At 54.0% G+C, this 14474-nt stretch carries 12 protein-coding genes; 6 read left to right on the top strand and 6 right to left on the bottom strand.

Features of this window, described 5'->3' with window-relative positions; translation table 11 throughout:
• Positions 1-36: 36 nt before the first annotated feature.
• Entirely contained in the window at positions 37-2892 is a 2856-nt protein-coding gene (gcvP, locus tag CFELI_RS09135; protein WP_277104026.1) for an aminomethyl-transferring glycine dehydrogenase, read from the bottom strand.
• A 661-nt stretch (positions 2893-3553) separates the two neighbouring features.
• The gene (sucB, locus tag CFELI_RS09130) at positions 3554-5593 is read right to left on the bottom strand and encodes a 2-oxoglutarate dehydrogenase, E2 component, dihydrolipoamide succinyltransferase (protein ID WP_277104027.1); all 2040 of its coding nucleotides are present in this window, start codon (positions 5591-5593) and stop codon (positions 3554-3556) included.
• 128 nt (positions 5594-5721) lie between these two features.
• Here sucB and CFELI_RS09125 point away from each other — a divergent pair, with 128 nt between their 5' ends.
• Complete coding sequence (locus tag CFELI_RS09125) at positions 5722-6108, top strand: oxidoreductase (RefSeq protein WP_277104028.1); 387 nt, start codon at positions 5722-5724, stop codon at positions 6106-6108.
• Between the two features lie 307 nt (positions 6109-6415).
• Here CFELI_RS09125 and CFELI_RS09120 read toward each other — a convergent pair whose 3' ends face one another.
• Positions 6416-7960, bottom strand: coding sequence for a leucyl aminopeptidase (locus tag CFELI_RS09120; RefSeq protein ID WP_277104029.1), 1545 nt, complete (start codon positions 7958-7960; stop codon positions 6416-6418).
• Between the two features lie 327 nt (positions 7961-8287).
• Here CFELI_RS09120 and CFELI_RS09115 point away from each other — a divergent pair, with 327 nt between their 5' ends.
• From CFELI_RS09115 to CFELI_RS09105, 3 genes are all read left to right on the top strand, one after another.
• On the top strand, positions 8288-9403 hold the full coding sequence (locus CFELI_RS09115) for a branched-chain amino acid aminotransferase (RefSeq protein ID WP_277104030.1): 1116 nt from the start codon (positions 8288-8290) through the stop codon (positions 9401-9403).
• A 348-nt stretch (positions 9404-9751) separates the two neighbouring features.
• Positions 9752-10234, top strand: coding sequence for a hypothetical protein (locus tag CFELI_RS09110; RefSeq protein WP_290258973.1), 483 nt, complete (start codon positions 9752-9754; stop codon positions 10232-10234).
• Positions 10235-10278: 44 nt separating this feature from the next.
• Positions 10279-10572 carry a hypothetical protein gene (locus CFELI_RS09105; RefSeq protein WP_290258981.1) on the top strand — a complete coding sequence of 98 codons (294 nt, stop codon included), beginning with the start codon at positions 10279-10281 and terminating at the stop codon, positions 10570-10572.
• A gap of 6 nt (positions 10573-10578) precedes the next feature.
• On the opposite strand, the gene CFELI_RS09100 is transcribed toward CFELI_RS09105, so the two are convergent.
• A protein-coding gene (locus CFELI_RS09100) for an IS3 family transposase (RefSeq protein WP_374724700.1) occupies positions 10579-11774 on the bottom strand; the annotation gives its coding sequence in 2 pieces (ribosomal slippage) (positions 10579-11489 and positions 11489-11774; 1197 coding nt in all).
• 141 nt (positions 11775-11915) lie between these two features.
• Here CFELI_RS09100 and CFELI_RS09095 point away from each other — a divergent pair.
• On the top strand, positions 11916-12629 hold the full coding sequence (locus tag CFELI_RS09095) for a DDE-type integrase/transposase/recombinase (RefSeq protein WP_290258979.1): 714 nt from the start codon (positions 11916-11918) through the stop codon (positions 12627-12629).
• A gap of 114 nt (positions 12630-12743) precedes the next feature.
• Here CFELI_RS09095 and CFELI_RS09090 read toward each other — a convergent pair whose 3' ends face one another.
• Positions 12744-12881, bottom strand: a complete 138-nt coding sequence (locus CFELI_RS09090) for a hypothetical protein (RefSeq protein ID WP_277104670.1) — start codon at positions 12879-12881, stop codon at positions 12744-12746.
• On the opposite strand from CFELI_RS09090, the gene CFELI_RS13635 reads away from it, so the two are divergent.
• Positions 12826-13224, top strand: coding sequence for a lactococcin 972 family bacteriocin (locus CFELI_RS13635; RefSeq protein WP_353959549.1), 399 nt, complete (start codon positions 12826-12828; stop codon positions 13222-13224). The two genes, CFELI_RS09090 and CFELI_RS13635, sit on opposite strands and share 56 nt — an antisense overlap.
• A 698-nt stretch (positions 13225-13922) precedes the next feature.
• Here the strand turns inward: CFELI_RS13635 and CFELI_RS09085 are convergent.
• A complete protein-coding gene (locus CFELI_RS09085; protein WP_277104669.1) occupies positions 13923-14156 on the bottom strand; it encodes a hypothetical protein in 234 nt (77 codons plus the stop codon).
• Positions 14157-14474: the final 318 nt, after the last annotated feature.

Genomic DNA, 14474 nt, shown 5'->3' with positions numbered 1-14474 from the left:
ACGCCGTGAGCGTGACAAAACGCTCACGAGGGGTGTTTATTCGTCGATCTCGAATGCCTCAGGTGGTGGGCAGGAGCAGGCGAAGTTACGGTCACCGAAGGCTTCATCCAAGCGGCGCACCGGTGGGAAGTATTTTGAACCACGACGCAGCGAGGCCACCGGGAAGGCAGCTTGTTCGCGGCTAAAGGCGTACTCCCAGGTGTCGGTGACCACGCTGTCGGCGGTAAATGGCGCATGGTGCACCACGCAGTCTTCGTAGGCGATTTCGCCGTCGGCTACTTGTTGAATCTCCGCGCGGATAGAACGCATTGCCTCAATGAAACGGTCCAGCTCAGCTTTATCCTCAGATTCCGTGGGCTCGACCATCAAAGTGCCTGCCACTGGGAAGGACAGTGTTGGGGCGTGGAAACCGTAGTCGACCAAACGCTTGGCCACATCGGTGGCGGACACGCCAGTGGCATCCGCCAGTGGGCGCAGATCCAAGATGCACTCGTGCGCAACCAGGCCGTTCTTACCGGTATAGAGAACAGGGAAGGAATCGGCGAGATTCTTCGCTACGTAGTTCGCCCCCAACACTGCCGATGCGGTCGCCTCAGCAAGACCCTGTCCACCCATCATGGCGATGTACGCCCACGAAATAGGAAGGACACCAGCGGAGCCGTGATTCGCCGAAGAAATAGGCACACCTTCGCTCACCGGGGTGGGCTCAAAGGGGTTAGTGTCGGTGGGGTTGGTGGGCAGGAATGGCACGAGGTGTTCAGCGACTGCGACTGGTCCGACACCGGGGCCGCCACCGCCGTGCGGAATGGTGAAAGTCTTGTGCAGGTTTAAATGCGAAACGTCGCCGCCGAACTCACCTGGGCGTGCAATCCCCGCGAGAGCATTGAGGTTAGCGCCATCGATATAGACCTGGCCGCCGGCTGCGTGCACTTTCGCGCACACTTCCCGCACCGTGTCTTCGTACACGCCGTGGGTGGAGGGGTAGGTGATCATGATGCCAGCAATCGTGTCGCCGTGCTTCTCAATCTTGGCGTCGAGGTCAGCGATGTCGATGGAGCCATCCGCAGCGGTAGCCACCACAACAACGCGCATCTTAGCCAAGGTGGCTGATGCGGCGTTCGTGCCGTGCGCGGACTGCGGAATCAAAATGATGTCGCGCTGATCATCCCCGCGAGACAGGTGATAGCGGCGAATCGCCAACAAGCCCGCAAGCTCGCCCTGCGAACCCGCATTCGGCTGCACCGATACCTTGGCGTAGCCGGTGATCTGGGCAAGCCAGCCTTCCAGCTCCTCGATAAGCGCCCTCCACCCCTTCGTGTGGGCGGCCGGTGCATAAGGGTGAATGTTGGCAAACTCAGGCCAGGTAATCGGCTCCATGCCGGTGGTCGGGTTGAGCTTCATCGTGCACGAACCTAGCGGGATCATGCTGCGATCCAGCGCCAAGTCCTTGTCCTTGAGGCTACGCAGGTAGCGCAGCATCTGGGTTTCCGAGTGCACCGAGCTAAACACAGGGTGCGATAAGGTGGCGTCTTCACGCACAAGGCCCGCGGGGTAGGGGCGTGGGTCGGCGTCGACAAGCTCAGCGCCGAAAGCACGAGCAAGCGTTGCGACGTCGTCACGCGTTGCCGATTCGCCAAAAGCGACCGCAACCTGATCATCGCCAACAGGACGCACCAGCACACCTTGTTCCGCGAGGGTATCAGCGATCAGTTGCGCGCGGCCTGGGACGAGCACGGTGACAGTATCGAAGAAGGACGCAGACGCTAGTTCCAGACCCGCCGCCTCAACAGACGCAGCGAACTGCGATGCTAATGCATGGACACGGCGGGCAATAGTTTTTAAGCCCTCAGGGCCATGCCACACCGCATACATCGACGCGGTCACTGCCAACAACGCCTGAGCAGTACAAATATTACTTGTCGCCTTCTCGCGACGAATATGCTGCTCACGGGTCTGCAGCGCCAAACGGTAAGCGGGTTTACCCGAAGCATCCACACTGACACCCACAATGCGACCAGGAAGCTGACGCTTGAGCGCATCAGTACAGCTCATGAACGCTGCGTGCGGGCCACCAAAGAACAACGGAACACCGAAACGCTGGGAAGAACCCACCGCTATATCGACACCCAAAGAACCAGGGGAGGCCAGCTCCTGCAACGCAAGCAAATCGGTGGCAACTGCGGCCAAGCCGCCGCGGGAATGAATATCCTCAATCACCCCGTGGTAGTCCACAACCTCACCCAAGGTGCCAGGGTAAGCCAGAACCACACCGACCAAATCTTCACCCACAAGACCGGATGCGAGGTCAGCAATCTCCACCTCTAAGTCGATGGCGCGGGCGCGTTCGCTGGCAACACCGAGCACCTGCGGATGCAGGCGGGAATCTAAAACAACGCGACGACCTTTTTTGTTCGTACGGCTCATCAAACCGATCGCTTCAGCCACAGCTGAGGCTTCATCGAGCAGTGAAGCATTAGCCACCGGCAGTCCGGTGAGTTCAGAAATCATGGTTTGGAAGTTCAACAGAGCTTCAAGCCGCCCCTGTGAAATTTCTGGCTGGTAGGGGGTGTAGGCGGTGTACCAGCCTGGATCTTCAACAAGATTGCGGCGAATCACCGGTGGGGTGATGGTGTCGTAGAACCCCTGGCCGTAGAACGATTTAGTCACAACATTCTGATCGGCATAGCTGCGCAGTTTGCTCAGTGCCTGTTCTTCACTGAGTGCCTCACCAATCTCTGGGTGGGATTGAGCGCGGATGTCGGAAGGGACTGCGGCCTCGACAAGTGCCTCCAAGGAGGGGTAGCCGATGCTGGTGAGCATCGCCTCCCTCTCCTCATGATTGGGACCGATGTGCCGGTCTAGATAGCTGGCGGAGGAAAGGGAATGCGTCATGTGGATTTAACTACTCCTGATGGGATCAAAACGTTAAAAGTGATCGACGTCATTATACGGGGCAAGTGTGGGGAAAAGATACTTTCTGCCCAACTATCTGCCCCCTCACTGCTTTGTCACACCCCCGAATGCGCACCGTTTGAAAGGGAAGGCGACATGCTGTGCTGCGCACGTTCTAGCAGCCATGATGTGGTGCTTTCTGGTGGCAGGATGCATAGTGGCACGAACGCTACCTTCCTGCGTGGGGGATGCGAGGAAAGATTACGCTGTGGTGTGCTTCAAGGGGGTGGGGGTGTCCACGGTCCTTGTCGATCGTGCAAGGGTGTTGTGAATCCCTTTATGCTGTGGGGATGTGAAGCGGGGGATTAAGGAAAATATCAGCTAGAGATAGAGCATGTGCTTTTTGCAAAACCGCAGGTCAATTTTTTGCATCTGCGCTGAAACTCTAACTCTTACATGTGCATCAATGCGCACGTATGAATAGGTTGTGGACTTGTGCTGTTTTTAAGGCAGGTTTTATCAAGCGAAAAGCATGATCAACCGGAGCCCCTCATTCGATGAGCTTTAAGGTAGAGAGATGCGAAATGGCGGTGCTTCCTCACCATGGAGCACCGCCATATCTAGCGATTCACAGCTTTAAGCTGTGCTGAAAGAGTCCCGCTTAGTTGTCGAGTTCGAGATCCTCGGCGAAGTTCGCGGTTTCCAGACGATCCTTGATGGTCAGGGTGAAGCGGCCCGCATCGGCGCCGTCGACAACCTGGTGGTCGTAGGTGAATGGGATGTAGCACATCTGGCGGATGGAGATTGCATCCACGCCGTCCTCAGTGACAACCACTGGGCGCTTCTGGATTGCCGCAGTGCCCAAGATACCGGCCTGTGGTGGAACCAAGATTGGGGTATCGGACAGTGCGCCTTCGGAACCAATGTTGGTGATGGTGAAGGTTGCGCCCACCAGATCCTGTGGCTTCAGCTTGTTGTTGCGTGCACGATCTGCAATGTCAGCAATGGTCTTAGCGATCTCAGGCAGGGACAGTTCCTGTGCCTTGTGGATCACTGGGGTGAGCAAACCACGTGGGGTGTCCACGGCGATAGCCACGTTCACGTCTGCATGGTAGGTCATTTCCTTGGTCTCAGCGTTGTAGGATGCGTTGACGTTCGGGTGGGAAACCAAAGCCTCAACTGCAGCCTTGACGAAGAATGGCAGGTAGGTGAGGTTTACACCGTGCTTAGCCTGGAATGCTGGCTTCGAAAGCTTGCGCAGCTCAGCAATCTTGGTCATATCAACTTCCTGCAGGTGGGTCAGCTGTGCGGAGATCTGCAGAGCTTCAACCATCTTCGCAGCGGTGATCTCACGGATGCGGTTGACCTTAGCGGTGGTGCCGATCAGTTCAGCCTTGGCAGGATCAACTGCGCGGGTGGACCAGCGTGCACGTGCGTTAGCCTCAGCAGCAACTGGTGCTTCGGCTGCAGCGGTCTCGCCAGCGGCAGCAGCCAGAACATCCTGCTTGCGGATGCGGCCACCAATGCCGGTGCCCTCAATGGTGGTGAGGTCAACACCATGCTTCTGAGCAAGCTTACGAACCAGTGGGGTGACATAAGGCATATCAGCAGCTGCAGCTGGTGCAGGAGCTGGCGCTGGGGCAGCAGCAGGAGCAGGAGTTGGAGCTGGTGCAGGAGCGGCAGCGGGTGCTGGCTCAGCTGCAGGAGCTGGTGCGGCTGCTGGTGCTGGGGTTGGCTCTGGTGCGGCTGCTGGTGCTGGTGCCGAACCTGGTTGGCCGATGCGGACGATAACTTCGCCAACGTCGACGGTGTCGTCTTCCTCGAAGAGGATTTCGAGGATAACACCTGCCACTGGGGAAGGAACTTCGGTGTCGACCTTGTCGGTGGAAACTTCAAGAAGTGCGTCATCGACCTCGACGGTATCGCCCACGGACTTCAGCCACTGGGTAATCGTTCCTTCGGTGACAGATTCGCCCAGTTCTGGCATGCGGACGTCAGTTGCCTGAGCGTTCGATGCTGCCGGTGCTGGAGCGGCAGCGGGTGCTGGCTCAGCTGCAGGAGCTGGTGCGGCTGCTGGTGCTGGGGTTGGCTCTGGTGCGGCTGCTGGTGCTGGTGCCGAACCTGGTTGGCCGATGCGGACGATAACTTCGCCAACGTCGACGGTGTCGTCTTCCTCGAAGAGGATTTCGAGGATAACACCTGCCACTGGGGAAGGAACTTCGGTGTCGACCTTGTCGGTGGAAACTTCGAGAAGTGCGTCATCGACCTCGACGGTATCGCCCACGGACTTCAGCCACTGGGTAATCGTTCCTTCGGTGACAGATTCGCCCAGTTCTGGCATGCGGACGTCAGTTGCCTGAGCGTTCGATGCTGCTGGTGCTGGAGCGGCAGCAGGTGCTGGCTCAGCTGCAGGAGCTGGAGCAGGTGTTTCATCAGCTGCTGGTGCAGGTGCGGCAGCTTCCCCTTCTTCACCGATGATGGCAATGACTTCGCCAACGTCAACGGTATCGTCTTCCTGAGCACGGATCTCGAGGATGACGCCTGCCACTGGGGAAGGAACCTCGGTATCGACCTTGTCGGTAGAAACCTCAAGAAGTGGTTCGTCGACCGCGACAGTATCGCCCACGGACTTCAGCCACTGGGTAATCGTTCCTTCAGTTACAGATTCGCCCAGCTCGGGCATCACAACGGAGTGCGCCATTGTTGTCTTGACTCCTACGATTTTTTAAGGATGGAAAGTCTTAATACCCTACGAGCGTACCTGTTTTGTCGCGAAAATGTGACCTCGAAGACCGCAACACTGAAAATTTCCCCCTACAATTGTCAGTTGTGTTCAATTTGTTCGGCCGCAAAGGCACAAAATCTAACTTAAGACCAGCACGTGGACCGGGAGAAACGGTGCGCGAGGCAGACTTGGCTTACCTCAAACAATGGGCGAAAGACCACGCGCTCGTCGAAGGCTATATAGAACCTGAAACGCTCGTCAACGAAATGAGCGTGTGCCTCGTCGATGCCACAGGTGATTTCACCCGTCGCCGCATTGGCGGTCCTAAGGGAATTGATGTGGTGGCACGCGAATTAAGCATTCCGCTTTTCGACGTCGAAGAAACCGGCTACCCGCAGCGTATGCGGGAAAAAATTGAGCGGGATCGGATATTGCGCAAACGGGAAGAACAGCGTGTACGCCGCGAAAAATTTGAACGCGGCGAGTTTTAAAAACCCGAGCGAGAATTCGCCACCAGAGTGCACAAACCTTGACAATCGGCCGCTGCCCCAAGCATGGAAACCATGTGTGCACCCTTCCAGTACCCGCAGCTCAGGGCAGGGGGTAGGGTGGGGTTGGTGGGGGCGTCGATAAGCAAGCGTCGAAACATCTCACACCTGCGCAGGTGTAAAACATGCCCGCGCGTTGAGGATAGTGAAAAACGCCCCTACCAGCACACAGTGATGTGCGGTAGGGGCGAAAATATAGGCGCGGGGGCTGCAACGGGGGTGGGGGTGTGCAGCCTGGGAAACCTATATTTTAAGAATCCTGTGTGGATTCCTCAGCAGCGGCCTTCAGTTCCTTCTGTGTCTGCTTGTCAACATCACGGAGGAACTTAATAAAGGTGCGCACAGGAACACCCGTTGCGCGGGCAGGCGTGTAGCCGTACGCACTACCAGTATTGAAGGATGGGCCTGCGTTATCCACGTGCGCCCACTGGATGCCTTCGCCGACGAAGTTGCGCAGGAAGCAACCCGCGCTGAGCATGCCGCCCGCACGAGTATTGTCCACGTTGCGCAGGTCAGCGACAGGGGACTTCATGGATTCCACCAGCTCTTCAGGAAGCGGCATTGCCCATGCGTGCTCACCCACCTTGCGTCCGAACTCAGCAAGGCGATTGCGTACCTTCTTATCACCCATCACACCGGAGGTGCGGTTGCCCAGTGCGACGATCTGCGCGCCGGTTAAGGTTGCGCAGTCGATGAGAACATCGGGGTTGTCTTCGCTGGCAAGCACGAGCGCGTCGGCGAGCACGAGGCGACCTTCGGCGTCCGTGTTCAGGATCTCAGTTGTCTTACCCCCATAATGGGTGATCACGTCGCCGGGGCGGAAGGCATGGCCATCGGGCATATTTTCAGCCAGCGAAACGGTTGCAGTCACGTTTACGTCAAGGTTCATGCGTGCTGCCGCGATGATGGTGGCGATAACAGCGGCGGAACCACCCATGTCTGAAATCATGTTTTCCATGCTTGCGCCAGGCTTGATCGAGATGCCGCCGGTGTCGAAGGTGATGCCCTTGCCCACGAAGGAGACATGCTTGGTTGCTTGCGGTGCGCGGTAGCGTAGCTGAACAACGAAAGGTTTGCGTGCAGAACCTTGGCCGACAGCGACCACGCCACCGAAGCCTTCGCTAAGGAGGGTGTCGTAATCCTTAACGGTGACCTCTAAGCCGTGCTCTGCGGCCAACGATTCGATGATTGCTGCATAGGAGGCAGGGTAGAGGTGTGAGGATGGGGCATTTACGAGGTCGCGGGTGAGGTTGACTGCTTCCGCTGCGATTACACCGCGCTGGAACTTGCGTTCTGCGCTCTTCTTGGGCGAGTACACAATAACTTCCTGCACTGGTGCGCTGGATTCGGGGTTCTCGCTCTTATGCCCGGTGTAGGAGTAGGCGCCCAGCAGGGTGCCTTCAACGACAGGTTGAATGCCGAAGGTGCCCACGGTGGTCACGACTGTTTTGATTCCCTTGAGGGAGCGGGCGGCGGCAGCGCTGGCCCGGCGTAGGGTGTCGTCGTCAAGCTTTGCGTCTTCGCCGAGGCCCACTGCGAGGATGAAGTCGGTGTCGATGCCGTCGATGGAGGGGATGCGGGTGAGCTCTTCGGCAGCGCCGGTGGCGCCCACAGCGCTGAGCAGTTCCCAGATTGCGATTTCGATGTCTTCTTCGAAGAGGCCGGACGCTGCGAGTTCAAGCCCGTCTTCGCCCTTGAAAACGGGGACGAGCAGTGCGTCGAATTCTTCAGGGAGTGCACGTGCAAGGCGCACGGTGGTGGTGGCGCCGGTTGCGGGGAGTGCGGTTGATGTCACGAAGGATCCTTTCAACGAAGATGAGGAATGACGAAAAAACTTCCCCCGCTACCCCCGCGTTCGTTCACAGGGGCTCACAGTAGGGAAGACGGGCAAGCATAGGTGCTGCACAGGGTGGGTTTAGGGTGTGCATATCAAGGCGCACCGTTAGCCGCGATCTCAAGCCTAACCGATTGTGCACAGGTGGGTGAGGGCACCGATTACGGTCACTGCTGCATATTTCGCTTATCGACGCCCCCAATACGTGGGTGGCTAGGTGCAACGCGGGCATAATACACGTGAAAATTAATAACATTTCTTGGCAGTGGGGGTGTAAGTTTTTAAGACATGACGGCTAACGCAGCAACACTCAACTTTGACATTACTGAGAACCCTAACCGCACCAGCGGTGAAGAACTAGCGAATATCCTCGCAAACCCAGGATTCGGCAAGCACTTTACCGACCACATGGTCACCATCTCGTGGACACAGGAACTCGGCTGGCACGACGCCAAAGTTGAACCCTACGCACCACTGGTCTTCGACCCTTCCACTTCCGTATTCCACTACGGCCAAGCAATTTTCGAAGGCATCAAGGCGTACCGCCACGCCGACGGTTCTATCAAAACCTTCCGCCCTGAGGCGAATGCCGCACGTTTCCAAGCATCGGCCAAGCGCATGGCTATGCCGGAACTACCAACTGAATTGTTTGAGGAATCTCTGCGCCAGCTCGTATCCATCGACCGCGAATGGGTTCCAGCACACGGTGGCGAAGATGCTCTCTACCTGCGCCCCTTCATGGTTGCCACCGAAGCAACCCTTGGTGTGCACCCTTCCGTGTCTTACAAGTATGTGGTTATTGCTTCTCCCGCTGGCGCATATTTCGCCGGCGGTATTAAGCCAGTGAGCGTGTGGCTGTGTGAAGATTACGTCCGTGCCGCCAAGGGTGGTACTGGTGCGGCAAAGTTTGCCGGTAACTATGCTGCTTCTTTGCTGGCCCAAGCACAGGCTGCGGAAAAAGGCTGCGACCAAGTGGTGTGGCTGGATGCTCAGGAACATAAGTATGTTGAGGAAATGGGTGGCATGAACCTCATGTTCGTGTTTGATGGTGAGACTCCCACCATTGTTACCCCTCAGCTTTCCGGTTCCCTCCTGCCAGGTATTACCCGTGCTTCACTGCTGCAGGTGGCTCAAGATATGGGATATACGGTTCACGAGCGTCTGTTTAGCACCGCTGAGTGGGAAGAAGACGCGAAGTCCGGTGCGCTTGCCGAAACCTTCGCTTGTGGCACCGCCGCTGTTATCACACCAGTGGGTACCGTGAAGTCTAGCCATGGAACATTCACCGTGAACAATAACGAACCAGGCCCTGTCACCCTGGCACTGCGCGAGCGCTTGACTGGTATTCAGCGTGGGGTTGTGGAAGACACCCACAATTGGATGAGTACCCTCGTCGAGGCCTAAAGCTCTCGCAATCTCATGCCCATTCCTCATCGTCGAGTTAGACGGTGAGGATTTTTAGTTCGCCCAGCATGGAAATGTTCCTGCGGCTGTATGTCTCTGGAAGTGAAAGTGGTTTAACGTGGGCTTCTTTTGGTGACTGTTTCCATCGTAAGGTGTTGTGAGAAAAACCTAAAGTTATACGTACGTACGTAAGAACATGAGCGCGATATACATAGTGAAAACAGTTGCCTATTTTAGGCAAACACTTGACAATGTGACCCAAGGCACTTATTGTAATAAGTACTTGGCCACGAAATTGGTCGGACAATAATTGTCAGACTACTTGTGAATGGTTTCTAGGAAGGATTCATGAGTATGGAAGTTCATGTTGTGGCTTCGTCGTTTACCCCCGCGCAGCAGCGTGAGATTGCGTTGCGTTATGTCAAGCTACGGCGGGGTGAGAAGACTCCTTATGCTGAAAGTTTAGGGCTGCGTCCGCATGTGATTCGGAAGTGGATTTCTGCGTTGGCTGATGGTGATCTCGACAATGAGCGTTTTCCCCGTAAGACTGGGAGTATGACAAAGCGTGATATTTCAGAGGTACAACGACTCCGAGAGCTTTTAGCCCAGCAGCAAGCCCAAGCCGAGCGGGAACAGGAAAAGTTGGTTCGTAAGCTTGCTGAACATAGCGCTCAAGCTGAGCGTGATCGGAAAGAATTTGCCCGCCAACTTGCATTAAAAGATGCTGAGGCTAGTAAGTGGGAAAAGGCTGCTGATGCGTTGGGAAAAGCTATTGCCGTCTTGCACGATCTTGGCGAGCCACACGGCAAGGCGGAAAAATCCTCACAGTAGAACAACAAGAACGTTTCGATGCGTTCGTAACCGAAGATCTTTCCTTGTTCTACGCTTTGGTTGATTTGACCATACCGAAAACACGGTGCCACAAGCTTACTGGGCTTGCGCCTTCTAGCCTGCATGAACGCCTTCATCCAGGCTATCGACGCAAGCACAACCCCACCCCGCATCGGTTGCGGCGTAAAGACGTGATGCTCACAGACCAGGAACGTACACTGATCTGCAAACAAATTGATGCCGCACCAAAGGTACCCATCCAACAGGTGTACTACCAGCAGTGGGATCACGGGCAGGTCTTGGCAAGTTTAAGCAGGGGCGCGACCCCCGAAAAGTAGACACATTTAAGCGGTGATTGCTGAGATAGATTTTAGCGCAAATGCTTGCGCTTCAAAAGTGTTGGGGGCGCAGTATTTCAAGTAACTGTGCCGACGTGTGGTGTTGTACCTGACACACCAAGAAAACACTTCTTTTCGACATTGGAGCATGGTGTCAAAGACCTTCCGATCTTGAAGGACTTCACGTTTTAATGTGGCATTAAACGACTCTGCAAGCGCGTTATCCGCACTCGTGCCAACACCACCCATGGACTGGGTCACTCCAAGAGATTTACATTGCTGTTGGAAAACCTGTGAGGTGTACACACTTCCATGATCTGAATGGAAAATCGCACCTTTTAGTGACCCACGCTGGTCTTTTGCCATGGCGAGTGCTTCACCAATAAGATCAGTGCGCATGTGATCAGCTAACGCAAACCCGGTGAGTTTACGGGAGAAACAATCAATAACTGTGGCCAGATACATATTCCCACCACCTTTAATCGGTAGGTAGGTGATATCACCCACATACACTTTATTCGGGCGATCAGCAGTGAAATTACGCGTGACCAGATCCGGGAAAACACTGCGATCTTTCCTGGAAATAGTGGTTTTGACCTTGCGTTTTTTGCTGTACCCACGCAGATTCATCGATGCCATCAACCTAGCAACACGTTTATGATTAACAGGCTCATACTGATCGGAAATTTCAGCCGCGATACGTTTCGCCCCGTAACAGCCATTGAACTGGTTGAACACAGAAAGAATACGCACCGCCAACAACGAGTCCTCGCACGTTTTAGTGTTACGAACAGCACGAGCTTTGCGCCACTTGTAAAACGATGAGGCATTAAGTTTCAGCACCTCACACATCCGCTTGACCGAATAATCGGTTCGATGGTCTTCGACAAACTGGAAGCGGATCACCAATTTGTCTCTTCCGCGAAATATTTAACAGCCTTACGCAAAATATCACGCTCTTCAGTCATTTTACGCAGCTCACGCTCAAGCTCACGGATACGTTCAGCTTCAGAAATTGCCTGAGCTTGCCGCTTTTGCACCGCAACACGAGAACGCTTACCAGTGCCCAAATCCTTGACCCACGTATGCAGAGATTGCCGATTAATCCCCAAATCAGCAGCGGCCTTCGCTAGAGACAGTTCCGAGTTCTCATAAAACGCAACAGCGTCACGCTTGAACTCATCTGAATAAAACCTTGGCATAAAACTACAGTACCTTCCTCCCACCTCATACAAGCGGGAAATCAGGTGTCTACCAAACGGGGGTCAGGTCCCAGCTACTACCGTATGTCAAAGACACCTACGTGTGTCAGCCGTGGACCTAAAACCACCACTGCTGTGCGTGTGAGTAAAACACCGCGGACAACCCCGCCACAGCTTGTTGCGACCAAACCGTATCAAACCCTGGTGTGGGATATCACCACACTGCCACTACTTACACGAGGGCACAATACGTATCTGCACTGTGTTGTGGACCTGTATTCACGCGCCATCGTCGGATGGGGTATTGATGACCAGCCCAACACCACTGTCGCCGAAGAAATCTTCACCCAGATCATCGCCACTGCTACCAAACAAGGCCATCAGGTTGAAATGATCCATTCCGATAACGGGACTTCAATGAAATCAAGAAAAATGCAGCAATTCTGCCAAACCCATGGCATTGTTCGATCACATTCACGCCCACGCATCAGTGACGATAACCCCCACGTGGAATCATCCTTTGCCACCTTGAAAAACGATCCCACCTACCCGAAAGTTTTCGAGGATAAAAACCACGCCCGAAACTGGATACGCACCTGGGTAGACTACTACAACACCACACGCGCGCATTCAGCACTCGAGTTTTTCACCCCACACCAAATACTAACCAACACCTGGAAAGGAACCTGGGCAATACGCAACTCCGCCAAACAACGACTTTACGAACAAAACCCCACACGATTTAGACACCAACGCCCACGCGTACGCACGCCCGAACCTGAGGTCTACTTCAATCTCACCAACACCCCCGAGCACCAAGGAAACACAACCCTCATCAACGAATTAATGCAATAAAAAACACCTACAAAACACCCCCAACTACCCCCAATTTTCACAAGTAATTGACAATAAGCGGATCACTCAAGGAACCAAGCGCCAACAGTTGGCGGATCGGATCACCGAACGAGACTATAATGTCTCCCAAGCAACATCAGGAGTCGACATGATAAGAATGCGCACCGTCACCGCTTCCTTGATTGCAGCAACGACGATGGCACTGAATGTAACAGCATCCGCAGACACCCCTAAATTGTCGCCCCAATACACTATCTTAACTGTAGATGAAATGGGAAATCCAACCTCAGGAGTCGTCACTTTCAGTACTGAAAGTATACCGGATGAACTTAACGCACCCAAAGTTTTCAGTTTTCCAGGAACTACAAACGAATCTGTAGGAGGTGGGGACTGGAGTTACGGATGGCGATGGGTAAATCTAACAACAAAGGAATGCTTCTCCAATTATATGCACCGATCATCATCGCATACGGCTACAGCAACCATGGGAAGCGAAACCAACACAGCTACCGCACGTAGTGGAAATTGGGCAAAAGCGTTAGTTAAAGGTGGCGTTACCAGTGGCACTTGTAACGCATACTGGTCCACTCAGTAGGGTTTTTTAACAAAAAATGCGAGTGAAATGCTGATCTGCGGTTATGCAGGTTTAGCAGCTGGAACTAAAACACATAGCACGCGGGGTTCTTGCTCAGAATGGTTTTTGACTAAGAAAACTATTATGAGAGGAACTCCCGCGTGCTTGCGTTTCTGCCACACTTGACGTGCCAATTTCTACTGCACGTACTATCAGCACAAGCACCGCATCGACACATTGCTACTTGAACTGATCAGTATAAGCTTTCGGTATACTTCTACATCCTTCTTGTTAACGGGTTTTCCTATCAACAAAAATCATGACACTTCAACCCAACAACGTAATGGGAAGAATTTGGCAGATGATGTGTGCAAGTACAATCGTCGTCTTAATGGTTTACGAGCATCCCCAGAACGAGCAAACGCGACGCTCAAACAACTCAAAGCACTACGGCGCGTAACCCTATGCCCGAAGACCATTACAGACATCGCAAAAAGCTGCTTTAGTTGTCTTTCACCTAGGCCACAAAATACTCTGGTGAGAAAACCTCTGTACCCCACGCGGGAAACAAGATGGGGATCGTTCGCCAACATGGGCTGTATGTGGTAGCCAATACTCAAGAAAGTGACTTCTTTTGCTTGGATCATAAGCTCTGAAACATCTCTATTTTAGCATTTCAAGAAGCATTTTCGTTATTTTTGCCCATTTCAAGCTTGGCTTTATGAAAAATCTGGGTTAGCTTTTTGAGCCAGTTCTCCGTCTAGGACGTCGGCGATATCAAGAAGGGAGCTTCTCTCTTCGAAAAAAAACCGTGTTCCCATCCCTTCCCAATTCGAAACAGCATCTCCGTCAAGAGCATCGATATTCTCTAAGAATAAGGCTATCTCTCGTAACTGATGTGCTGCATTGCGGGCATAAGTGGCAATAGCGTTAAAGTCGATCTCTTTATCCATGAGCTCAATACTATCTCAGATTGTGGTGTTCTCGCCGAGGAAATGTGGTTTTGGGGGTTTGGTGGGAGGGGCGTCAACATTAGGCACGCGGGGTTCTTGCTCAGAATGGTTTTTGACTAAGAAAACTATTGTGAGAGGAACTACCGCGTGCTTGCGTTTCTTCCACACTTAACGTGCCAATTTCTACTGCACGTACTATCAGACCTTGGCTTCAAGCTCATCGCAAACGCCATGACCTTCGCATACATCAGCGTGCTGCAACGTGTTGGGTACAGGCAATTATGCTTCTACACTGGCTTTATGAAGCAACTAGTATCG

Origin of the sequence: Corynebacterium felinum, from assembly GCF_030408755.1 — a bacterium.
GTDB classification, from domain to species: Bacteria; Actinomycetota; Actinomycetes; order Mycobacteriales; family Mycobacteriaceae; genus Corynebacterium; species Corynebacterium felinum.
The sequence above is the reverse complement of the archived record's forward strand: the minus strand, read 5'-3'. Positions and strand labels throughout refer to the sequence as shown.

Coding starts and splice junctions, on each gene's coding strand:
- CFELI_RS13635 (WP_353959549.1), top strand. CDS start 12,826: ATGGCACTGAATGTAACAGCATCCGCAGACACCCCTAAATTGTCGCCC.
- gcvP (WP_277104026.1), bottom strand. CDS start 2,892: ATGACGCATTCCCTTTCCTCCGCCAGCTATCTAGACCGGCACATCGGT.
- CFELI_RS09115 (WP_277104030.1), top strand. CDS start 8,288: ATGACGGCTAACGCAGCAACACTCAACTTTGACATTACTGAGAACCCT.
- sucB (WP_277104027.1), bottom strand. CDS start 5,593: ATGGCGCACTCCGTTGTGATGCCCGAGCTGGGCGAATCTGTAACTGAA.
- CFELI_RS09110 (WP_290258973.1), top strand. CDS start 9,752: ATGAGTATGGAAGTTCATGTTGTGGCTTCGTCGTTTACCCCCGCGCAG.
- CFELI_RS09085 (WP_277104669.1), bottom strand. CDS start 14,156: ATGGATAAAGAGATCGACTTTAACGCTATTGCCACTTATGCCCGCAAT.